The 20755-nt window shown below is 58.4% G+C and carries 21 protein-coding genes; 15 read left to right on the top strand and 6 right to left on the bottom strand.

What is annotated here, in order from left to right; all coding sequences use genetic code 11:
• The first annotated feature begins 17 nt into the window (after nt 1–17).
• The 7 genes from ACTYEO_RS07470 to ACTYEO_RS07440 all read left to right on the top strand — a co-directional run bounded on the left by ACTYEO_RS07470 (nt 18) and on the right by ACTYEO_RS07440 (nt 6680).
• Complete coding sequence (locus ACTYEO_RS07470; protein ID WP_449323101.1) at nt 18–698, top strand: orotate phosphoribosyltransferase; 681 nt, start codon at nt 18–20, stop codon at nt 696–698.
• Nucleotides 699–932: 234 nt separating this feature from the next.
• The gene (locus tag ACTYEO_RS07465; protein WP_449323100.1) at nt 933–2432 is read left to right on the top strand and encodes a replicative DNA helicase; all 1500 of its coding nucleotides are present in this window, start codon (nt 933–935) and stop codon (nt 2430–2432) included.
• 113 nt (nt 2433–2545) lie between these two features.
• Nucleotides 2546–3589, top strand: coding sequence for an alanine racemase (gene alr, locus ACTYEO_RS07460; protein WP_449323099.1), 1044 nt, complete (start codon nt 2546–2548; stop codon nt 3587–3589).
• Nucleotides 3586–4371, top strand: a complete 786-nt coding sequence (locus tag ACTYEO_RS07455) for an MlaE family ABC transporter permease (protein WP_449323098.1) — start codon at nt 3586–3588, stop codon at nt 4369–4371. The genes alr and ACTYEO_RS07455 overlap by 4 nt, the downstream gene beginning before the upstream one ends.
• A complete protein-coding gene (locus tag ACTYEO_RS07450; RefSeq protein ID WP_449323097.1) occupies nt 4368–5114 on the top strand; it encodes an ABC transporter ATP-binding protein in 747 nt (248 codons plus the stop codon). The genes ACTYEO_RS07455 and ACTYEO_RS07450 overlap by 4 nt, the downstream gene beginning before the upstream one ends.
• A 369-nt stretch (nt 5115–5483) precedes the next feature.
• Nucleotides 5484–6185 (top strand): DNA repair protein, encoded by a 702-nt coding sequence (locus ACTYEO_RS07445; protein WP_449323096.1) that lies wholly within the window; start codon nt 5484–5486, stop codon nt 6183–6185.
• Nucleotides 6186–6224: 39 nt separating this feature from the next.
• A complete protein-coding gene (locus tag ACTYEO_RS07440) occupies nt 6225–6680 on the top strand; it encodes a paraquat-inducible protein A (protein ID WP_449323095.1) in 456 nt (151 codons plus the stop codon).
• Here ACTYEO_RS07440 and ACTYEO_RS07435 read toward each other — a convergent pair.
• Entirely contained in the window at nt 6670–7944 is a 1275-nt protein-coding gene (locus ACTYEO_RS07435) for an autotransporter domain-containing protein (RefSeq protein WP_449323094.1), read from the bottom strand. The two genes, ACTYEO_RS07440 and ACTYEO_RS07435, sit on opposite strands and share 11 nt — an antisense overlap.
• 97 nt (nt 7945–8041) lie before the next feature.
• Nucleotides 8042–8359 (bottom strand): hypothetical protein, encoded by a 318-nt coding sequence (locus ACTYEO_RS07430; protein WP_449323093.1) that lies wholly within the window; start codon nt 8357–8359, stop codon nt 8042–8044.
• On the opposite strand from ACTYEO_RS07430, the gene radA reads away from it, so the two are divergent.
• From radA to purF, 3 genes are all read left to right on the top strand, one after another.
• Complete coding sequence (gene radA / locus ACTYEO_RS07425; RefSeq protein ID WP_449323092.1) at nt 8334–9701, top strand: DNA repair protein RadA; 1368 nt, start codon at nt 8334–8336, stop codon at nt 9699–9701. The genes ACTYEO_RS07430 and radA overlap by 26 nt on opposite strands.
• 24 nt (nt 9702–9725) lie before the next feature.
• Nucleotides 9726–10322, top strand: a complete 597-nt coding sequence (locus ACTYEO_RS07420; protein WP_449323091.1) for a CvpA family protein — start codon at nt 9726–9728, stop codon at nt 10320–10322.
• Between the two features lie 126 nt (nt 10323–10448).
• A complete protein-coding gene (purF, locus tag ACTYEO_RS07415; RefSeq protein ID WP_449323090.1) occupies nt 10449–11945 on the top strand; it encodes an amidophosphoribosyltransferase in 1497 nt (498 codons plus the stop codon).
• 101 nt (nt 11946–12046) lie between these two features.
• Here the strand turns inward: purF and ACTYEO_RS07410 are convergent, their stop codons facing one another.
• Nucleotides 12047–12643: a biotin transporter BioY gene (locus ACTYEO_RS07410; protein WP_449323089.1), complete on the bottom strand. Its 597-nt coding sequence runs from the start codon at nt 12641–12643 to the stop codon at nt 12047–12049.
• A gap of 143 nt (nt 12644–12786) precedes the next feature.
• Between ACTYEO_RS07410 and ACTYEO_RS07405 the strand changes: the two genes are divergently transcribed.
• A complete protein-coding gene (locus tag ACTYEO_RS07405) occupies nt 12787–13455 on the top strand; it encodes an SDR family NAD(P)-dependent oxidoreductase (protein ID WP_449323088.1) in 669 nt (222 codons plus the stop codon).
• 12 nt (nt 13456–13467) lie between these two features.
• On the opposite strand, the gene ACTYEO_RS07400 is transcribed toward ACTYEO_RS07405, so the two are convergent.
• A complete protein-coding gene (locus tag ACTYEO_RS07400; protein ID WP_449323087.1) occupies nt 13468–13890 on the bottom strand; it encodes a cell division protein ZapA in 423 nt (140 codons plus the stop codon).
• A complete protein-coding gene (locus tag ACTYEO_RS07395; RefSeq protein ID WP_449323086.1) occupies nt 13890–14627 on the bottom strand; it encodes a hypothetical protein in 738 nt (245 codons plus the stop codon). Before ACTYEO_RS07395 ends, ACTYEO_RS07400 begins: the two co-directional genes overlap by 1 nt.
• Nucleotides 14628–14886: 259 nt before the next feature.
• Here ACTYEO_RS07395 and tkt point away from each other — a divergent pair, with 259 nt between their 5' ends.
• The gene (tkt, locus tag ACTYEO_RS07390) at nt 14887–16902 is read left to right on the top strand and encodes a transketolase (RefSeq protein WP_449323085.1); all 2016 of its coding nucleotides are present in this window, start codon (nt 14887–14889) and stop codon (nt 16900–16902) included.
• Between the two features lie 257 nt (nt 16903–17159).
• Here the strand turns inward: tkt and ACTYEO_RS07385 are convergent, their stop codons facing one another.
• Entirely contained in the window at nt 17160–18134 is a 975-nt protein-coding gene (locus ACTYEO_RS07385) for a DUF808 domain-containing protein (protein WP_449323084.1), read from the bottom strand.
• A gap of 187 nt (nt 18135–18321) precedes the next feature.
• Here ACTYEO_RS07385 and gap (ACTYEO_RS07380) point away from each other — a divergent pair, with 187 nt between their 5' ends.
• From gap (ACTYEO_RS07380) to gap (ACTYEO_RS07370), 3 genes are all read left to right on the top strand, one after another.
• Complete coding sequence (gene gap, locus ACTYEO_RS07380; RefSeq protein WP_449323083.1) at nt 18322–19326, top strand: type I glyceraldehyde-3-phosphate dehydrogenase; 1005 nt, start codon at nt 18322–18324, stop codon at nt 19324–19326.
• Between the two features lie 49 nt (nt 19327–19375).
• Nucleotides 19376–19519: a hypothetical protein gene (locus ACTYEO_RS07375; RefSeq protein WP_449323082.1), complete on the top strand. Its 144-nt coding sequence runs from the start codon at nt 19376–19378 to the stop codon at nt 19517–19519.
• A 156-nt stretch (nt 19520–19675) separates the two neighbouring features.
• The gene (gene gap / locus ACTYEO_RS07370) at nt 19676–20677 is read left to right on the top strand and encodes a type I glyceraldehyde-3-phosphate dehydrogenase (protein WP_449323081.1); all 1002 of its coding nucleotides are present in this window, start codon (nt 19676–19678) and stop codon (nt 20675–20677) included.
• The last annotated feature ends 78 nt before the right edge of the window (nt 20678–20755 follow it).

Here is a 20755-nt window from a genome sequence, read left to right as displayed (position 1 = left end):
CCAAGGAGCGACGCGCCATGATCCCTGCAACCTACCCTGACCAAGCCACCATCGCCCAGATGACCGCGCGGATGCTGCTTGATATCAAAGCCGTCCATTTCAACGCGCGCGAGCCTTTCACCCATGCCAGCGGCAAACAGGCCCCCACCTATATCGATTGCCGCCGCATCATTTCCTTCCCCCGCATTCGCGCCACTTTGATGGATTTTCTGACCTGCACGGTCATGCGCAATGCAGGGCTTGAAGCCTTCGACAATATCGCAGGCGGGGAAACCGCAGGCATCCCATTCGCCGCCCTCGTGGCCGAGCGTATGGGCTTGCCCATGACCTATGTGCGCAAGAAGCCCAAAGGCTATGGCAAAGGCGCGCGGATCGAGGGCGCGATGTCGGAAGGTGAGCGGGTTTTGCTGGTCGAAGACCTCACCACCGATGGCGGATCAAAGCTCAGCTTTGTCGATGCCATCCGCGACTCAGGCGCCAGCTGTGGCCATACAGCTGTGGTGTTTTATTACGGAATTTTCGATGAAACGATCCCGAACCTGCGCGCCCATGGGATCGAGCTGCATTGGCTATGCACTTGGGCCGATGTCATCGCCGAGGCCCGCCGCGCGGGCGATTTCGACGCGGAAACCTTGGATGAGGTTGAGCGATTCTTGAAAGACCCCGAAGAATGGCGCACCTCGCGCGGGCTGTCATGACAGGGGCCTGAAATTCGCAAAGCGTAAAAATTCTTTCAAGCGCGGTTTTGCCTAGAGCCGCGCTTAAACCAACCATATCTTGACGAAAAGCCCCGAAACCCCGCAAGATAGGCCACAGCAATCCTGCCCACAGGCTATCCACAGTCTTATCAAGATTGACCCGTCGTAGCCCTGTTCTGTAGGGGTTTGGGACAGAGAAAAATCTATAAAAAGCAGTCGGGGGACATCGCCTAAATGAACGAGATCGCAGCCTTTCAACCGCCCCAAAGCGATGAGAGCACCCCACCCGAACTGCCCCATAATATCGAGGCCGAGCAGCAATTGCTGGGTGCGATCCTCGCCTCCAATGATGTGCTCGACCGTGTGGATGATCTGGTCAAGCCCGACCATTTCCATGATCCCGTCCATGCCGATATCTTTGCCACGGCCGCCGCACGCATCGTGAAGGGCCAGCAAACCGACGCGACCACGCTCAAGAATTTCATGGCCGATCATGCGGGTCTCAAGACCTTGGGTGGGGCGGAATATCTGCTCAGGCTGCAGCTCTCAGCGGTGGCCACCTCGGCGGCGCGGGATTACGCGCAATTGATCCATGATCTCGCGATCCGCCGCTCGCTGATCGATCTTGGCAAATCCATCGCAGACCGCGCCCAAACCGTGCGCGATGACGCCACCCCCGATGATCAGATCATCGAGGCTGAATCGGATTTGTTCAAACTGGCCTCAACAGGCACGACCTCCAAAGGGTTCCAATCCTTCCTGCGCGCGCTGACCGATGCGGTCGATATGGCCAATGCCGCCTATAACCGTGGCGGTGGCCTTGCGGGGGTGTCTACCGGTCTGACGGAACTCGACCGAATGCTTGGTGGCCTGCATAAATCGGACTTGCTGATCCTTGCGGGACGTCCCTCGATGGGGAAAACCTCGCTTGCGACCAATGTGGCCTTCAACGTGGCCAAAGCCTTCAAGCGCGGTGCAAAAACCGATGGCAGCGAAGGCACGGTGGATGGCGGCGTGGTCGGGTTCTTCAGCCTCGAGATGTCGGCGGCCCAACTTGCACAGCGGATCTTGTCGGAAGCCGCCGAAGTGCCCTCCGAGCAAATCCGCAAAGGGGATCTGAACCCGCAGGAATTCCAGCGCTATCTGCGCGCGGCGCAAGACTTGGAAAATTGCCCGCTTTATATTGATGACACGCCTGCCCTGCCAATCGCCCAAGTCGCCGCCCGCGCGCGCCGTCTCAAGCGCAGCCCACAAGGTCTGGATTTGCTGATCATCGACTATTTGCAGCTTTTGCGAGGCTCGGGCCGCAGCGAAAACCGCGTCAATGAGGTCTCGGAGATTACCCAAGGCCTCAAAGCCATCGCCAAGGAACTCAATATTCCTGTGATCGCGCTGTCGCAGCTCTCGCGTCAGGTTGAAAGCCGTGATGATAAACGCCCGCAACTCTCGGACCTGCGTGAATCGGGTTCGATCGAACAGGATGCCGATGTGGTGATGTTCGTCTATCGTGGCGAATATTATAAGGAACGTGAAAAGCCCGGCGAGGAGAACCTCGAGGCGATGACCAAATGGCAGCAGGATATGGAGCAACTCCATGGCAAGGCCGAGGTGATCATCGGTAAGCAGCGTCACGGGCCTGTCGGCTCGATCGAATTGAGCTTTGAGGGTCGCTTCACCCGCTTTGGCAATCTGGTCAAACCTTGGCAGCAAGGGGCCGAAGACAGCGGCTATTGATAGGCCCTGCCGAAACATCGTTATTTTGGTCAAAAAACATCAGCTTCGCAGCCGTTATGGCCTTGCGGGCAGAGCCCTCTTGACCCCGCGGGTCAGAGACGCGACAGAAGATCATGGCAAGCGGAATACTTCATATCGACCTTGATGCGCTGGTGGCCAACTGGCGGGCATTGGACGCAAAATCCAATGCCGAGACGGCCGCCGTTGTCAAAGCTGATGGCTATGGTCTGGATGCAGGCCGCGTGGCGAAAGCCTTGGCCAAAGCAGGCGCTCGGCGCTTTTTCGTGGCGGTCGCCGAGGAAGGCGAAGCAGTGCGCAAAGCCCTTGGGGCGGGCCCCGAAATCAATGTGTTTTCTGGCCATATGGAGGGCGATGCAGCCCTGTTGCGCGATCACGACCTGACGCCGATGCTCAATAGCGCGGCCCAATTTGCCCGCCACCAAAGCGCGCTGCCAGATCACGCCTATGGGGTGCAGCTTGATAGCGGGATGAACCGTTTGGGGATGGAACCCGCAGAATGGGCGGCGCTGCGTGGTGACCTGCTGGCCGGCCCGATCACGTTGGTCATGAGCCATCTGGCCTGCGCCGATGCGCCCGAGCATCCCCAAAACCCCGATCAATTGCGCCAGTTCAGCGAGATGACAAACGGTATCTCCGCGCCCCGTTCGCTTGCGGCCACGGGCGGCATATTGATGGGCAAAGACTATCATTTCGACCTCACCCGCCCAGGCATCGGGCTTTATGGCGGGTTTCCCTTTGCCGATGCCCGCCCCGTGGTGCGCCTGTCGCTGCCCGTGGTGCAGGTCCGCGATTTGGTGGATGGCGAAACCGTTGGCTATTCGGCCAGCTATACCGCCCAAGGCCCGCGCAAGATCGCGACGCTTTCGGCAGGCTATGCCGATGGCTTGATCCGCGCGATGAGCGGCAAAGCCCTGCTTTACGCAGGCGCGCAGCCCTGCCAATTGGCAGGCCGTGTCTCGATGGATTTGCTGACAGTGGATGTGACCGATCTGGATGAGATCCCCGAGGCGCTGGATATTCTGGGGCCCCATCAAACCGTTGATCAATTGGCGGATGTCGCTGGCACGATTGGCTATGAAATTCTGACCTCACTGGGGCCGCGCTATCGGCGGATTTATTCAGGGGAAGCGCTATGAATTTGGTCCTCTCGCCTGTTGCGGCCATTGGGCGGTCCACCTTGGCGATGCTCGCGGCTATCGGGCGGATCGCGATCTATTGCGGGCAGACCCTGTCGCATCTTTTTCGCCCCCCCTTCTATTTCCGCGAGATTTGGGGCCAGATCGTTCAGATCGGATGGCTGTCCTTGCCGGTGGTGGGGCTGACGGCGCTCTTCACTGGCGGTGCACTGGCGCTGCAAATCTATGCAGGCGGCGCAAGGTTTAATGCCGAATCCGTTGTGCCCTCGATTGTGGCCATCGGTATGGTGCGCGAGTTGGGGCCAGTGCTTGGCGGATTGATGGTCGCAGGCCGTGTCGCTTCGGCAATTGCGGCCGAGATCGGCACCATGCGCGTGACCGAACAGATCGATGCGTTGGTCACGCTCTCGACCAATCCGATGAAATACCTCACCGTGCCGCGCGTTCTGGCCGCCACCTTGAGCCTGCCGCTTCTGGTAGCCGTGGGCGACAGTATCGGCATTTTCGGCGGCTATCTCGTGGGCACCACACGGCTTGGCTTTAACCCTGCCAATTACGTGCAAAATACGGTCGATTTCCTTGAGGTCTGGGATGTCACCTCAGGCATGATCAAAGGCGCCGTGTTCGGCTTTATCGTGGCGCTTATGGGCTGCTATCACGGCATGAATTCGGGCAAAGGCGCGCGCGGCGTGGGCAAAGCCACCACCAATGCGGTGGTCTCGGCCTCGATCATGATCCTTGCGGCCAATTACCTTCTGACAGAGTTGTTTTTCACAGCATGATCGAGCTTCGCGACGTCCATAAATCCTTCGGGAGCAAACATGTTCTTCGCGGCGTGAACCTATCGGCCGCCAAGGGCGAAAGCGTGGTGATCATTGGCGGGTCAGGCACAGGAAAATCGGTGCTTCTGAAATGCGTGTTGGGGCTGGTCAAACATGACACAGGCCTGATCGCGCTTGAGGGGCAGGATGTATTACAAGCGGAACGCGATGCCTTTCTGGCCCGTTTCGGGATGCTGTTCCAAGGCGGCGCTTTGTTCGATTCCATGAGCGTATGGCAAAACGTGGCCTTCAGGCTTTTGCGCGGCAGCCTCAAGCGCCCTGCGGAAGAAGCCCGCGAAATTGCCATCGAAAAGCTGCGCCGCGTTGGCCTTAAACCCGATGTGGCCGATCTATTCCCAGCCGAGTTGTCAGGCGGCATGCAAAAACGCGTCAGCCTTGCCCGCGCCATCGCGGCGCAACCCGATGTGATCTTCTTTGATGAACCGACAACTGGCCTCGACCCGATCATGTCGGGCGTGATCAATGACCTGATCCGCGAGATCGTCGTAGAAATGGGCGCCACGGCGATGACCATCACCCATGACATGTCCAGCGTGCGCGCCATCGCCGACCGTGTCGCGATGCTGCATGATGGAGTGATCAAATGGGCAGGCCCTGTTGCGGAAATGGACAGCGCCGATGATCCCTATCTGCGCCAGTTCATCTCGGGCTCGGCCGAAGGGCCTATCGAAGCCGTTCGCTGAGCCAGAGAATCGCCTCGCCGAAACTGCTTTGAGCTCTGTTTCCCAAAGATGAACAATTTCAAGCATGCCCGTCTCTGTTTCCACCCAAGCGTCAACTGATTGTGGAGCCAATTCCATTGCGCCACAAAATCTGGCCATTTTCAAATAATTGGGCCTTTTCGGCATATTTTTGCTCAAAACTCCTCCCATTTATGATTAACAAGAGAGGGCTTTGGGGGCCTATGGGGAATTATCGTGTCGAATTCGACTGCTGGAATTTTAGTATCTTTTTTATCGCTGCTTCAAAGAACATTCTCTTACCTCTTGGTGCTCTTTGGTGTTGGTCTTCTCTGTGTCACCATGCTCAGCGCGTTTGGCGTCTTGCCCTGGTTGACCCTGCCTCTACAATTTGGTGACATCTTGATCCCCGAAGGCGGGATGTATGTGCAGATCGGCCTGACCGCCGTGATCATCTGCCTCTGCTCGATCCTGCCTGCCTATAGCCGCATGCTGCGTCTGGAAGAAAGTCACCGCGATTTCCGGATTTCGATGGAAGATGTGGGCCAAGCCTATGCCGCCTGTCATGCCGCCGATCGCGAAGGGTTCTTTCAACTCAGCCGCGAATTTGATGCGGTGCGGGAACGGATGGCATTTTTGCAGGAGCATCCCGAGCTGGAAACACTCGAGCCGCAAATTCTTGAAATTGCATCACAAATGAGCATCGAAAGCCATCACCTCTCGCAGACATTCTCGGTCGAGAAGGTTGAGCGCGCGCGCAGCTTCCTCAAGCAGCGCCAGAAAGAGATTGCAGGGTTTGAACAAACCTTGGAACGCGCCCGCAACTCCTGCTTTGAATTGAGCGCGCTTGCCGAGAAGATCGAGGATGACGAGATCAAGCTTGGCGAAAAGCGCCGCGAGGTTGAGGAAAAACTGCGCACAGCCTTGGTTGAATTGGGCTTCGAGCTGCGCCATCGCCCGATCAGCGCGACCGAACTGCCCAAACCTGTGCGCGTGAGCGGTGATAAAGACCCCAGCGAGGGCCGCAACCGCGTGATCGCCATGCATGCCGGCTTTGGGGCGCCTGCCGAGTAAGGCTTGCGCCTGAGGCGCGAAAGGCCCATCTCCTCGGTTATGCGTATTCTGTTTTGGGCCAATCTTATCCTTTTGATCCTGTTTCCAGTGGCATGGGCCGCGCCTTTGATGCGCGCAGGCCTGCTGCCTTGGTTCGGGTTGGAGGAGATTTCAGTGCTCACCGGCCTCTCTGCGTTATGGGAAGGGGGCGAATGGGTCTTGGCGATCTTGATCGCGATCTTCGCCTTGCTGGCCCCCATCGCCAAAACCCTTGCCTTGATGCTGCTGCATCTGGGCAAACTGGCCGATAGGCTATCCGACAGAACATTGGCCATAGCCACCCTATTGGGCAAATTGGCTATGGCGGATATCTTTCTGATTTCGCTTTATATTATGGTTGGAAAAGGTCTTGCCGTCGGGCGGCTGGAAACAGCTTGGGGGCTGTGGCTCTTCACGGCTTGCGTCTTGGGCTCGCTCGCCGTTTCGATTGCCACAGCCCGCCAGCTCAGAAGCTGAGCGAGAAACGTACCCCGCCACGCGCTTGCTGCATATCCTGACCGATCCCGCTGATTTCGAGCGAGGTATTCACGCCCGTGCGGTTCCCGATCATCCCTTCCAGCCCGATCTCAACCCGGCCCGAGACGCCGTCATCATTGATCAAACCGTTCACGGCGACATTATTTGTCGAACGATCCACATGGTCAATAAAAAGACCGCCCGTGACCGTGCCCCATGCCACAGTGCGGCTCAGACGGGCACCGATCGAGCTTTGAGTGAATTGGCTATCGGTGGTGCCAGTTCCGGCCAAGGTGCCGCTGCGCCCTGTGGTCTCGACCTCGCCATAGGTCAGGCCAAGGGTCGGGGTTAGCGTCACGCCGTCACCCAAGGCAATATCGCGCCCGCCTTCAAGGCTGATCGAGCTGAGGCGCAAATCGCCCTCGCCCGTGCCACCAGCCGCCGTTTGGGTATATTCGCCCTCGCCATAAAGCAGGCTGGCCGAGCCGCTGAGTTCTACCCAAGTATAAAGCCCGCCCACCAAACCTGGTGCATTCATATGCGAGGCCACAACCTCGATCTCGCCCTCGGGACCCGTGAAGCGCGTAAAGCCAAGCGCTTGGTCACGGGCCACAAAACTTTGCTGCGCGAAACTGCGGGTTACGGTGCTGGCATCGATCACGATCAAACGGCCCGTGCCATCCACAGTGACGACAAATTGGGTCTGCTCCTGCTCGGCTTGCTGTGCTTGGGCTGCGGCCAAGGCCGTGGCAACCTGCGCTGCATCCTCGGCACTATAGGGCATGAAATACCCACCCTGCATGACGCCAATGGCCCAACCAAGCACGACCTCGGGATCATGGCTTTCAACAGCCATTTCGATCTGCATTTCCGATCCCGCCTGCAGCATTGCAGGGTCCGTGATCATCTGCAGCACGAAGGAATAGCCGTCATCATTGTTATCAAGACGGGTGCGCCCATTGGTCTGGCTGGTCGCCTCGCGGAACTCTGCCAGCGCCTCGCCGAACAATGCCAGATGGCTGAACATACCTTGGTCATTCTCGACCGACATGCGCGACATGAAATTAGTGCTATCGGTGACATGCAGCATGAAGGGCGAGGATTGCAGCCTGCCTGATGGCAGCGCCGTCACGCCCGCATCGCCCTGCACCATAGAGCCTTCCAAATAGGTGAAGGCGCCCGCAGGCTGCGTGTCTTGTGAGTATGCCTGTCCGCTGGTCGCCAAAAATAGCGCACCTGCCCGGGTGATAGCCCTGAGTGCCATATTCTGCTCTGCCCCTAACGACCTCCGCATTTTTGTTTTTGGGTCGGAGGCCCTGCGTCTTATTTTTGCCATTTTGTGAACAAGTTACGCGCCGAAATCAAAGTAAATTTTGTGGCGCAGCTCGCAAAGCGACCTGAGCGAAAGGCCTATATTTTCGGGCGATCCACAACAGATTGTGGTTCGCCAAATCGCCACCCGCTACAGAAAGCGTGGTTTTTCGTGCCACATTTCGGACATTTTTTCGTCGAAAGAGGGTCACACCACCCCTTAAAGATGCCAATTTTTCAACTTTCGCGCCGAATCTCATTAGAATCGGAGCTGCGAATTGCGACTCACGGCCACCAAAATCGGCTGTGGCACAACTCCGCCAGTCGGGGTAATCCAAGACCATGGCAAAACCTGTGATCCAATTCATCTGCTCGGCCTGCGGCACCACCCATAAGAAATGGTCGGGGCGCTGTGATGGCTGTGGCGAATGGAATTCGATACAGGAAGAAGCCCCTCTATCTGCGGGGCCGAAGAAGTCGGGCTTGGGCGCTGCCAAAGGGCGCAAGATGGCGCTCAGCGATCTGGCCACCGAAGAAGCCCCGCCCCCGCGCAGCGGCTCAGGGATGGACGAGTTGGACCGCGTCTTTGGCGGCGGCTTGGTGCCTGCCTCAGCCACGCTTGTGGGCGGCGATCCTGGTATCGGGAAATCCACGCTGCTTTTGCAGGCAGCGGCCAGCTTTGCCAAACAGGGTATGAAGGTCATTTATGTCTCAGGCGAAGAAGCGACCGCCCAAGTACGCATGCGCGCGCAGCGGCTTGGCTTGGGCGATGCGCAGGTCAAACTGGCCGCCGAAACCAATCTGCGCGATATCCTGACCACCTTGGATGAGGAACGCCCCGATCTGGCGATCATCGACTCAATCCAAACGATGTGGCTCGATACCGTCGACAGCGCGCCCGGCTCGGTCAGTCAGGTCCGCGCCTCGGCCCATGAATTGGTCAGTTTTGCCAAACAGCGCGGCGTAGCGATTGTTTTGGTTGGCCATGTCACCAAAGAGGGCCAGATCGCAGGCCCGCGCGTGGTCGAGCATATGGTCGATACCGTGCTTTATTTCGAGGGCGAGCGCGGCCATCAATTCCGCATCCTGCGTTCGGTCAAGAACCGCTTTGGCCCCGCAGACGAGATCGGCGTGTTTGAGATGACGGGCGCGGGCTTGGCGCAAGTGCCCAACCCCTCGGCCCTGTTTCTGACCGACCGTGACACGCCCGCGCCGGGATCTGTGGTGTTCGCAGGCATGGAGGGCACCCGCCCCGTGCTGGTCGAAATTCAGGCCTTGGTCGCACCCTCCTCGCTCAGCCAGCCGCGCCGCGCGGTGGTGGGCTGGGATAGCGGGCGCTTGTCGATGATCTTGGCGGTTCTGGAGGCGCGCGTCGGCATCTCTTTTGCGGGTCTGGATGTCTATCTCAATATTGCAGGCGGCATGCGCATCAGCGAGCCCGCCGCCGATCTGGCCGTGGCCGCCGCCCTTCTTTCGGCGCGCGAAGATGCTGCTTTGCCCGCCACATCGGTGATTTTTGGCGAATTAAGCCTGTCTGGGGCCCTTCGTCCTGTCTCTCAGGCCGAAAACAGGTTGAAAGAAGCGCAGAAACTTGGTTTCACCAGCGCCATCGCACCCCAAGGGTGCAAATTCGGGGATGGAGCGGGCATGAAGCTGGATTTGATGCCAGATTTGACACGCTTCGTGGGTGAAACATTCGGGGCCGAATAGGTCCGAACGAAAACGGGGATACGCATGGAAGGCTTCACAATCATCGACGGCATCGTCGCAGCCGTCATCGTGATATCGGCCATTCTCGCCTATTCGCGAGGCTTCGTGCGCGAGATCATGTCGATCGCAGGATGGGTCGTGGCCGCCATTCTGGCCTTTCTCTTTGCGCCTGCCGCGTCGCCTTTGATCGGTGAAATTCCCGTTGTGGGCGATTTCGTCGGCGAAAGCTGTGAATTGGCGATCATCCTTGCCTTCGCGGCGGTCTTTGCCATCGCCTTGGTGATCGTGTCCTTGTTCACGCCTCTGTTTTCTTCGGCCATCCAACGCTCGGCCATTGGTGGCCTTGATGCAGGGCTTGGCTTTTTCTTCGGCGTGTTGCGCGGCGTGCTATTGGTTGTTGTGGCGCTTGTGGCCTATGACCGCGTGGCAGGCTCCGAGCCGATCGCGATGGTCTCCGAGAGCCGCACCGCGATGATCTTCGGGCAAGCGCAAGGCTCCATCGACGAGCAAATCCCAGAAGACGCGCCAGGCTGGATTTTGCAGCGCTATGAGCAATTGATCGGCACTTGCGATCTGCCTGATGAGACGCCTGCTGCCCAAACACCAAGCAGCGACGGCTAAGCTGTCAGGAAATGTAACGAAGAGGTAACAGCGGGCGTGACACCGCGCCCGTGTTGTCCTACACGGAACTCGAAAGCGGCCGATGGGATTCGGCGGCTCATCCTGACGCCTGCAGGAGCGCACCTGATGCATAATTCCGACGCTGCCAATGACGCTCGGTTTCCATCCCATCCCTTTGATCCGGTCGACGGTGACAAATTGCATGAAGAATGCGGTGTCTTCGGTGTCGTAGGGGTCACGGATGCGGCAAATTTCGTAGCCCTTGGCCTGCATGCCTTGCAGCATCGCGGTCAGGAAGCGGGGGGGATCGTTACGCATGACCCCGAAGCGGGTTTCCAATCGGCCCGACGCTTTGGCTATGTCCGCGATAATTTCACCTCGCAAAAGCTGATGGAAACCCTGCCCGGCTCAATCTCGATCGGGCATGTCCGCTATTCCACGGCCGGTTCCAAAGGGGCGACCGCGATCCGCGATGTCCAGCCCTTCTTTGGCGAATTTGCCATGGGTGGTGCCGCGATTGCGCATAATGGCAATATCGTAAATGCCGATGAACTGCGCCGCGAATTGATCGGGCGCGGCTCGATCTTCCAGTCATCCTCGGATTCGGAATGCATCATTCATCTGATGGCGCGCAGCTACCAAAAGACCATTCCCGAACGCATGAAAGACGCGCTGCGCCGCGTTGAAGGTGCCTTCTCGGTTGTAGCGATGACGCGCACGAAACTGATGGGTGTGCGCGACCCGCTTGGCGTGCGCCCGTTGGTTCTGGGCAAGGTCGGCGATGGTTGGGCGCTCTCCTCCGAGACCTGCGCGCTTGATATCATCGGCGCGGAATTCGTTCGTGAGGTCGAGCCTGGTGAAATGGTGGTGATCACCGAGCAGGGCATCGAGAGCTATATGCCTTTCGAGCCCAAGAAACCCCGTTTCTGTATTTTCGAACATGTCTATTTCTCGCGGCCTGACAGCATCCTTGGCGGGCGTTCCGTCTATGAAACGCGCCGCCAGATCGGTGTGGAATTGGCCCGCGAAGCCCCTGTGGATGCCGATCTGGTCTGCCCCGTGCCCGATAGCGGCACGCCTGCGGCGATCGGCTATGCGTTTGAAAGTGGCATCCCCTTCGGGATGGGTATTATCCGCAACCAATATATGGGCCGCACCTTCATCGAGCCGACCGAGCAGATCCGCAATATGGGTGTGCGCCTCAAGCTCAATGTCAATCGCGCGCTGATTGAGGGCAAGCGGGTGATCCTTGTGGATGATTCCGTTGTGCGCGGCACCACCAGCCAGAAGATCAAACAGATGATCTTGGATGCGGGCGCGGCCGAAGTGCATTTCCGCATCGCAAGCCCGCCCACGGCATGGCCCTGTTTCTACGGTGTCGACACGCCACAGCGCGACAAGCTGCTGGCCGCCACCATGACCGAAGACGAGATGCGCCGCCATCTGGGTGTGGACAGCCTGCGCTTTGTCTCGCTGGACGGCCTGTACCGCGCAGCAGGCGAGGCCAATGGCCGTGACGCAAAGAACCCGCGCTATTGCGATGCCTGTTTCTCAGGCGAATACCCCGTCAATCCGACCGATATGATGGCGAAGGGTTTCAAGATGAAAGAGCCTGCCGAGTAACAGGCGCGGCGTGACGGCACGGTCACGCATCCATATCTCCAAATGCAAAACGCCGCCCCTTTCGGAGCGGCGTTTTTCGTATCTTCTAGGGGCTGGCTAAATTAGCCGCGCTTGAGCACTTTCCATGCGCCTGTCACGATCAGGGCCGCGAGAACCGCCTTGACCGCATCACCGATCAGGAAGGGGGCAACAAAGCCTGCCCATACCGAGCTTGCACCCAAGCCGACCCAGCCTGCCTCAATGCCGATGGCGGAGGAGACGAACATCGGCCATGCAACGCCGGGAATGTAGATGATGGCCGAGGCTACGATGGCTGTCAGCGCCGTGCCGATAAAGCCGCGCGCCAAGCCACGCTCAGCCGCGAAACCAGCAAGCCACGCCATGGCAACGAAACCGATCAGGAAGCCTGCAGTCGGGCCAACCAGCGCCATTGTGCTCAATCCGCCTGCGAAAACAGGCAGGCCAGCGGCGCCTTGTGCGATATAGGCCAGAAGGGTCGCCGCCCCGAGGCGCGAGCCATAAGCGAAGCCCACCATCAGGATCGCGAGGGTCTGGAGTGTCATCGGCACGGGGAACATAGGCACCGAGATCTGCGCAGCGATTGCGATGAAGGCCGAGCCTCCGATCACCAGCAGCGCCTTGCGCAGCATGCTGTCTTGTCCGGGAAGAGCTTGGCTCAAAGTCTGGGCACGGGTCATTATCTGTCCTCTTTCATCGAGATGTTCTTTCTTCGCATAGCGATGCGTCGATACGATCTTTGACCTTGCCTAACCTTTAAAGTCAAGCAAGCTGCGCTACAGGAAGGCTTGCCAATTGCGAATTCGCGGGCCATGAGGGCGCCATGAAAAAGATACTTGATGGACAGATCGCTCTGGTCACCGGCGCCTCGCGCGGGATCGGAGCAGCAAGCGCGCTATGGTTGGCCGAGCGCGGCGCCCATGTTGTGGCTGTCGCACGCACCACAGGCGGGCTGGAAGAACTTGATGATCGCATTCAGGCCGCAGGCGGGGCTGCCACGCTTGCCCCGATGGATGTCACCAATGACGCCGCCATGGCGCATCTGTGCCGCTCGATCCATGACCGTTGGGGCAAAGCCGATATCTGGGTTCATTCCGCCATCCATGTCAGCGCCCTGACCCCTGCCCCGCATCTGACCGCCAAAGACCTAGATAAGGTGATCGCCACCAATATCCGTGCGTTTTCGCGTTTGATCAGCATGGTTGATCCGCTGATCGCGCCCTCGGATCAGGCGAGGGCCGTTTTCTTTGATGATGATTGGGACACCAAATTCGCAGGCGGCTATGCAATGTCCAAAGCCGCCCAGCGCGCCCTGATTGCAAGCTGGCAGGAAGAAAACATCAAAAGCGGGCCTGAGGTGCATTTGCTCAAGCCAGCCGCAATGCCCACGGCCGTGCGCGCACGCTTCTATCCAGGGGAAGATCGCGCAAAGCTTGCCGATCCGAATGCGGAAGCGGCCCGCCTGCTTGGCCCTGTGTTCAAGACAAGCTAGGCGCGCCGCCTATCAGGCGCTATCTGCTTCCAGCCGCTCGGCCAAAGCCTCGGCACGGGCCGCCAACTCGGACAGCCCATCGGTGACCTGATCGGGAATGACAGTAACCTGCGCGGGCGGGGCGGCCTGTTCCAACTCGGCAATCCTGCGCGAACGATCCGCCAAACGTTCTTCGGCCGCTGTCAATGTTTGCTCTATCTGGGCCAGTTTTTCATTGGCGCTGAGCAGATCTTCTTCCAAAGCGGCGGTCTTATCGGCCAGCATCAAGCCCGCCATCAAAAGCATCCGCTCCGCAGGCATCCGCCCCACTTGCCCCAAAATCACAGCGGCCTCATTGTCGAGCATCCCTGCCGCAGATTGCAGGAACGGCTCTTCGCCTTCTTGACAGGCCACGGGGAAATCACGCCCGCCAATTTTGATGATCAATTCGGGCATCAGGCTACTCCTCCCCTTGGGATTGGCCGAAGCTCAACCAAAATTTCATTCAACTCTTCTACCTCAGCAGCGCGTTCCGCTTTCAGCGCGGCCAATTCGGCCTCGAGCCCGGCTGTTGCCAGTTCTTCATCCGGCGCGCCAGCAGCGCTGCGCATCTCTTCCAGCACGTCAGTCAGACTGGCATTAGCTGCTTTCATTGCCTGCATCTGTTCCAAAAGGCCCGCAACACGCGCGGTTTCCTCAATCGCATCCCCTGTGGTGCGGGCAGCGATCTCGTCCAACTCATCGCGCGCTTCATCGCGCTCGCGGCGGGCTTCATTGCGTTCTTCGCGCAAGCGCGCAGCACGGCGACGCAGGATCAGCAATTCCCCCTCGGAGGAGGCGTCATCGCTGGTGGCACTCTCGGCAGTATCAGCTTGAGAAGGGGCCGCGGCCTTGGCAGATTTCAGCGCTTCCAATTCCGCAGCCAGCTTCTCGGCCTTATCGTCTGCAGCCTTACTCTGACGGGCCGCCTCTTCACGATCAGCCTGACGCGCCGCTTCTATCGCTTTGAGTTGCTCAGCAATCTCTTTACGGGTCTTTGTTTCCGCCTCTAGCTCGGCCTTGATTTGCGCAAGCTCAGCCGGATCACTGGCCGGAGCCGATCCCTCTGTTACAGCTTGGGAAATCCTCTCCAATGCGACAGCAAGCCGTCCTTCAAGTGCGGTGATTTTCTCAAATGTTGCCGGATCGCTCATTGCTCGGTCCGCCCTTATGTTGTCAGGCAGCTTTGCGCTGCTCCAATATTGTCGGTTTCACGCAAGGCCACGCGCCTGCGCGGCACGTCTATAGCGAATCCCATCCAGACTGATTTTGCAACCATTTCCAAGCAATCCCCCCTTTTGAGCGCGATTTTTCCCCAACCAAGCGCCCAAGCAGGCCTGCGCCAGCTTGCACTTATTGGCGGCCCTGCTATCACCCCGCCTAACAAGATGCTGCCTCAAAGGAAATTCGACAATGGACCTGACTGCCCTCGCCGCCCGCAATCCAGAGCATTGGCGCCGTGCCGCCTGCATTCGCACGCTGACACTTGATGCCGTCGCTGCGGCCAATTCCGGCCATTCCGGTATGCCCATGGGTATGGCGGATGTTGCAACGGTTCTTTTTGAAAAGCATCTCAACTTTGATGCAAAGGCTCCTAATTGGCCCAATCGTGACCGTTTCATCCTCTCGGCCGGTCACGGCTCGATGCTGATCTATTCGCTGCTCTACCTCACAGGCTATGAGCAGATGACCTTGGAGCAGATCAAGAATTTCCGCCAATTGGGCGCGATCACGGCAGGCCACCCCGAATACGGCCATGTCGACGGCGTTGAAACAACAACTGGCCCGCTTGGCCAAGGCATCGCCAATTCCGTGGGCTTTGCCATGGCCGAGGAGTTCTTGCGCGCGAAATGGGGCAAGAAGGTCATTGACCATTATACCTATTGCATGGCGGGTGACGGTTGCTTGATGGAAGGCATCAGTCAGGAAGCCATCGGGCTTGCAGGCCGCCATGAGCTGAGCCGCCTGATCGTGTTCTGGGACAATAACAACATCACAATCGACGGCACCGTTGATATGTCGGACCGCACCGATCAGGTTGCGCGCTTCAAGGCGTCGGGTTGGGATGTGTTTGAATGCGACGGGCATGACCCCGTCGCCATTGACGCGGCGATTGTCGCGGCCAAGGCCAGCCCGCGCCCTGCCATGATTGCCTGTAAAACACATATCGCCATCGGCTCGGCCGCACAGGACACGTCCAAGGGCCATGGTGCTTTGACCGACCCGACCGTCGTTGCAGATACCAAAGCCGCCTATGGCTGGACCGCGCCTGCCTTTGAAATCCCCGCTGATCTCAAATCGCAATGGGAAGCGATCGGCGCCAAAGGCAGTGCCGCACGCGCCGAATGGGAAGCGGGTTTCGCAACTCTGTCCGATAGCAAACAGGCCGAGTTCACTCGCGCCTTTGCAGGCGAAATGCCCAAAAAGCTTTCGGCAACCATCAAAGCGCTGAAGAAATCCGTGTCTGAGGGCCAGCCTAAGGTTGCGACCCGTAAGGCAAGCGAAATGGCTTTGGCCGCAATCAACCCTGTTCTGCCTGAAACCATGGGCGGCTCGGCGGATTTGACGGGGTCCAACAACACGCTGACGGCAGATATGGGGATTTTCACACCTGAAAACCGCAAAGGACGTTTCGTGCATTACGGCATTCGTGAGCACGGCATGGCCGCCGCAATGAACGGCTTGGCCCTCCATGGCGGCGTGCGCCCCTATAGCGGCACATTCTTCACCTTCACCGATTATGCGCGCCCCGCGATGCGCCTTTCGGCCTTGATGGGGATCAATGTGCAATATGTCATGACGCATGACAGCATTGGTGTGGGCGAGGATGGCCCAACCCACCAACCCGTCGAGCATCTGGCGATGATGCGCGCGACACCCAATTGCTTGGTGCTGCGTCCCTGCGATGCCGTTGAGACGGCAGAGGCTTGGGAAGTGGCTCTTACCCAGAAGGACCGCCCGTCGGTCCTTGCGCTCACACGTCAAAATCTGGCCACACAACGCGTCAAGCACCAGACCAAGAACCTTGTCTCGCAAGGCGCCTATATTCTTGCCGAGGCCGAGGGCAAGCGTCAGGTGATCCTGATCGCGACAGGCTCCGAGGTGGAAATCGCGATGGCCGCCCGCGAGGCGCTGCAAGCTGAGGGGATCGGCACCCGCGTGGTGTCCATGCCATCGATGGAGTTGTTTGCTGAGCAGGATGAGGCCTACCGCAAACGTGTGCTGCCTGCGGGCCCCGTACGCGTCGGCGTCGAGGCGGCTGTGCGCCAAGGCTGGGATCGCTGGCTTCTGGGCGAGCGTGGTCGAGAGAAGAAGGCCGCATTCGTTGGAATGTCGAGCTTTGGTGCCTCTGCACCAGCGGGTGAGCTCTATACCCATTTCGGCATAACAAGCGAGAATATCGCGGCAACTGCCAAAGCGATGTTGTAATGCGACGCGGTGGGGGCTCTGCCCCCGCCGGCTACGCCGCCTCCCCCGAGGTATTTTGAAAACAAAGAATACCCCCGATGGCGCAAAGCCAACGGGGGTTTCTTCGTTTACGGCCATCGGCGCCTCCGCCTGTACCGCAACCGCAGGAGTAACGCCGCTTGGTTAAGAAACTGTGTCTTCCGATCTTTGCTTCACAAATACTTCGGGGGAAGACGCATTTTGCGTCTGGGGGCAGAGCCTCCATCCCTTACCTTACTTCAATGTGCCGATTTGCCACCGAGCCCAAGCGCCTTCATCACTGGCGTCAGCCCCCATGCCACAACTGGGATGAGGCAGAGCCCCAAGGCCAATCCCAAAATACCGTCAATCACGGCTTTTGTAGCCCATTCGGCAAAGCCCGCCAATTGCATCGGCAGCGCATGCGCAACGAGATCCGCTGCATGGTGGATGATATCCTCAGGCGCGTGCCAGCCCAATTCGGCCAAGCTATGCACGATGATCGAGCCGCCGACCCAAAGCATGGCGGCTGTGCCGACAATGGTCAGCCATTTAAGAAACCCCGGCATGCCACGCACAATCGCTTGCCCCAGCTTTCGGGTCAGGGCCAAACGCCCTTCCCCCGCCATATGGAGCCCGATATCATCGGCTTTCACGATGGCTGCGACCGAGCCATAGACCAAAACCGTGATCCCGATCGCCACAATCGCAAGCGCGGCCGCCTCGAAAACAATCGAATCCGTTTCCAATGCCGCCAGCGCAATCGTCATGATCTCGGCGGATAGAATGAAATCCGTCTTGATCGCGCCTTTGACCTTTTCCTCTTCGAGATGCGCAGCATCTGCCAAGCCTTCATCTATGGGCTTGTCCAACTCATGCACGGGCACCATTGCATGCCAGATCTTTTCAGCGCCTTCATAACACAGATAGGCCCCGCCAAGCATCAAAAGCGGCGGTATACCCCAAGGGGCGAAGGCCGATAACAGCAAGGCAATGGGAAGCAGGATTACCAGTTTGTTAAAGATTGATGCCCGCGCGATTTTCCAAACAATCGGCAATTCGCGCTTGGCCTCAAAGCCCTGCACATATTTGGGTGTGACCGCTGCATCATCGATCACTGCGCCTGCCGCTTTGGCCCCTGCTTTGGCCGCCTGTCCGACAACATCATCCACCGAGGAGGCCGCGACTTTGGCGATCCCCGCCACATCATCCAGCAATGCCAGTAAACCGCTCATAATTCTGATCTCCTAAAACCCCTGCCCGAGCATAGCCACGCCACCCCACACCGCAACCCGTTAGCGCCAACACCGAATGTTTGCGCCAACATATTGAAAAACATGCGCTTTTTATCTTTTCGATTGGGGCGGGCCCCTGTATGCAAGCTGGGGATTGAGACGGCCCAAACTCGCGGAGATACAGATCATGACCATCACCATCGGCATCAACGGCTTTGGACGGATCGGGCGCTGCACCTTGGCGCATATCACCGAGGCCGCGCGCAATGACGTTCAAGTGGTCAAGCTCAACGCCACAGGCCCGATCGAAACCAATGCCCATCTGTTGAAATACGACTCCGTGCATGGCCGCTTTGGTAGCGACATTCGCATCTCGGGCGATGAGATGGATTTGGGCCGCGGACCGATCAAGGTCTTCTCCAGCTATGATCCTGCCGAGCTAGATTGGGAAGGCTGCGATGTCGTGCTTGAATGCACGGGTAAATTCAACGAGCGTGAGGCCGCCGCAGTGCATCTGACACGCGGTGCCAAGCGGGTGCTCGTCTCAGCCCCTGCGAAGAACGCCGATAAAACTGTCGTCTACGGCGTGAACCACCGCGATCTCCGCAGCTCGCATGAGGTCGTCTCGAACGGGTCCTGCACAACCAATTGCCTCGCCCCCCTCGCCAAGGTTCTCAATGATGCCATCGGGATTGAGCGCGGTATCATGACGACGATCCACAGCTATACAGGCGATCAACCCACACTGGACCGCCGCCATAGCGACCTCTACCGCGCAAGGGCCGCCGCCATGGCCATGATCCCCACCTCGACAGGCGCTGCCAAAGCCCTGAAAGAGGTTCTGCCCGAGATGGAAGGCCGCCTTGACGGAACCGCAATGCGGGTGCCCACACCGAATGTGTCTTGTGTTGACCTGACCTTCGAGGCTGGCAAAGACGTTACCGCCGATGATGTGAACGAGATCATGCGTGAAGCGGCAGCCGGCCATATGGGCTCGGTCCTTGCCTATGATCCCGAACCAAAGGTCTCGATCGATTTCAACCACACATCCTATTCCTCGATCTTCGCACCAGATCAGACCAAGGTTGTTGGCGGGCGCACGGTGCGTGTGCTGGCATGGTATGACAATGAATGGGGCTTCTCGGCACGTATGGCCGATGTCTCTGCCGCGATGGGGCGTCTGCTTCACTGAGCGGTCATTGCGCCTTTCGCAGTCTTCAGATCGGCGCTAAAAGACCCGCATGACAAATACATTGGCATTGTGGATTGGGGGGATCATCGTCGCGATTTTCGTGGCAGATGCGCTCTTCCTCGATATTGATCTGCCCATTCTTGTTGGCCGCCACTTCCTGCGCATTCTGGAATGGCTGGCCTTCTGGCGTTAAAGACCCGCGTTTTCCGAAGAAATTGCCGTTTTGCCCCCTTCCCTTCCTCTAAAGATATGTTAGAAGGCGTTACCGCTAACAAAGCTGATTTTATTGAGAGAATTGGCTGTATTGCGACGTCTAATTTACAGAAAGCCATACCATCAGGAGGGTAGCATGACCGTCAAAGTCGCCATTAACGGGTTCGGACGGATCGGACGCAATGTTCTGCGCGCCATCATTGAATCGGGACGGACCGACATTGAGGTCGTCGCGATCAATGATCTCGGACCGGTTGAGACAAACGCGCATTTGCTGCGCTTTGACAGTGTCCATGGCCGCTTCCCTGCCGAGGTGACAACCACGGCCAGCACCATTGATGTGGGCCGCGGCCCAATCGAAGTGACTGCCATCCGCAACCCAGACGAGCTGCCTTGGGCGCATGTGGATATCGTGCTCGAATGCACGGGCATCTTCACCGATAAGGCCAAAGCCGCGATCCATCTGGAAAACGGGGCCAGCCGCGTTCTGGTCTCCGCGCCGTCAAATGGGGCTGATAAAACCATCGTTTATGGTGTGAACCATGACACGCTGACCAAAGATGACCTGATCGTATCAAACGCCTCCTGCACCACCAATTGCCTCAGCCCTGTGGCTTTCGCGATCAATAATGCCATCGGCATCAAGCGCGGCTTCATGACCACGATCCACAGCTATACGGGCGACCAGCCCACGCTGGATACGATGCATAAAGACCTCTACCGCGCCCGTGCCGCCGCCATGAGCATGATCCCCACATCAACGGGCGCCGCCCGTGCCGTGGGCCTTGTTCTTCCCGAATTGAACGGCAAGCTCGATGGCGTGGCAATCCGTGTGCCCACACCAAATGTCTCGGTGGTTGACCTGACGTTTGAGGCGACCCGCGACACAAGCGTCGAGGAAATCAACGCCGCCGTCACCGCAGCCGCCGAAGGCCCGCTCAAAGGCATTCTGGGCGTCACCGACCAGCCGAATGTCTCGATGGATTTCAACCATGATCCACGCTCCTCGATCTTCCATCTCGATCAGACCAAGGTAATGGATGGCAATATGTGTCGCATCCTAAGCTGGTATGACAATGAATGGGGCTTCTCGAACCGCATGGCCGATACGGCCGTTGCCATGGGCAAATTGCTCTAAGCCGCGCAAGACAGGACACTCATGAACAGGGCCGGAACAGTTTAGATCAAATTGTTCCGGCCCTTTCACTTTTCTACA

This window comes from Rhodophyticola sp. SM2404 (genome assembly GCF_053570515.1).
The sequence above is the reverse complement of the archived record's forward strand: the minus strand, read 5'-3'. Positions and strand labels throughout refer to the sequence as shown.

Bases quoted from the DNA above. Each gene is read 5' to 3' on its own strand.
- tkt (WP_449323085.1), top strand. From the start codon at position 14,887: ATGGACCTGACTGCCCTCGCCGCCCGCAATCCAGAGCATTGGCGCCGT.
- ACTYEO_RS07400 (WP_449323087.1), bottom strand. From the start codon at position 13,890: ATGCCCGAATTGATCATCAAAATTGGCGGGCGTGATTTCCCCGTGGCC.
- purF (WP_449323090.1), top strand. From the start codon at position 10,449: ATGCATAATTCCGACGCTGCCAATGACGCTCGGTTTCCATCCCATCCC.
- ACTYEO_RS07450 (WP_449323097.1), top strand. From the start codon at position 4,368: ATGATCGAGCTTCGCGACGTCCATAAATCCTTCGGGAGCAAACATGTT.
- gap (WP_449323083.1), top strand. From the start codon at position 18,322: ATGACCATCACCATCGGCATCAACGGCTTTGGACGGATCGGGCGCTGC.
- ACTYEO_RS07395 (WP_449323086.1), bottom strand. From the start codon at position 14,627: ATGAGCGATCCGGCAACATTTGAGAAAATCACCGCACTTGAAGGACGG.
- gap (WP_449323081.1), top strand. From the start codon at position 19,676: ATGACCGTCAAAGTCGCCATTAACGGGTTCGGACGGATCGGACGCAAT.
- ACTYEO_RS07375 (WP_449323082.1), top strand. From the start codon at position 19,376: ATGACAAATACATTGGCATTGTGGATTGGGGGGATCATCGTCGCGATT.
- ACTYEO_RS07465 (WP_449323100.1), top strand. From the start codon at position 933: ATGAACGAGATCGCAGCCTTTCAACCGCCCCAAAGCGATGAGAGCACC.
- ACTYEO_RS07405 (WP_449323088.1), top strand. From the start codon at position 12,787: ATGAAAAAGATACTTGATGGACAGATCGCTCTGGTCACCGGCGCCTCG.
- alr (WP_449323099.1), top strand. From the start codon at position 2,546: ATGGCAAGCGGAATACTTCATATCGACCTTGATGCGCTGGTGGCCAAC.
- ACTYEO_RS07420 (WP_449323091.1), top strand. From the start codon at position 9,726: ATGGAAGGCTTCACAATCATCGACGGCATCGTCGCAGCCGTCATCGTG.
- ACTYEO_RS07470 (WP_449323101.1), top strand. From the start codon at position 18: ATGATCCCTGCAACCTACCCTGACCAAGCCACCATCGCCCAGATGACC.
- ACTYEO_RS07435 (WP_449323094.1), bottom strand. From the start codon at position 7,944: ATGGCACTCAGGGCTATCACCCGGGCAGGTGCGCTATTTTTGGCGACC.
- ACTYEO_RS07430 (WP_449323093.1), bottom strand. From the start codon at position 8,359: ATGAATTGGATCACAGGTTTTGCCATGGTCTTGGATTACCCCGACTGG.
- ACTYEO_RS07455 (WP_449323098.1), top strand. From the start codon at position 3,586: ATGAATTTGGTCCTCTCGCCTGTTGCGGCCATTGGGCGGTCCACCTTG.
- radA (WP_449323092.1), top strand. From the start codon at position 8,334: ATGGCAAAACCTGTGATCCAATTCATCTGCTCGGCCTGCGGCACCACC.
- ACTYEO_RS07385 (WP_449323084.1), bottom strand. From the start codon at position 18,134: ATGAGCGGTTTACTGGCATTGCTGGATGATGTGGCGGGGATCGCCAAA.
- ACTYEO_RS07410 (WP_449323089.1), bottom strand. From the start codon at position 12,643: ATGACCCGTGCCCAGACTTTGAGCCAAGCTCTTCCCGGACAAGACAGC.
- ACTYEO_RS07440 (WP_449323095.1), top strand. From the start codon at position 6,225: ATGCGTATTCTGTTTTGGGCCAATCTTATCCTTTTGATCCTGTTTCCA.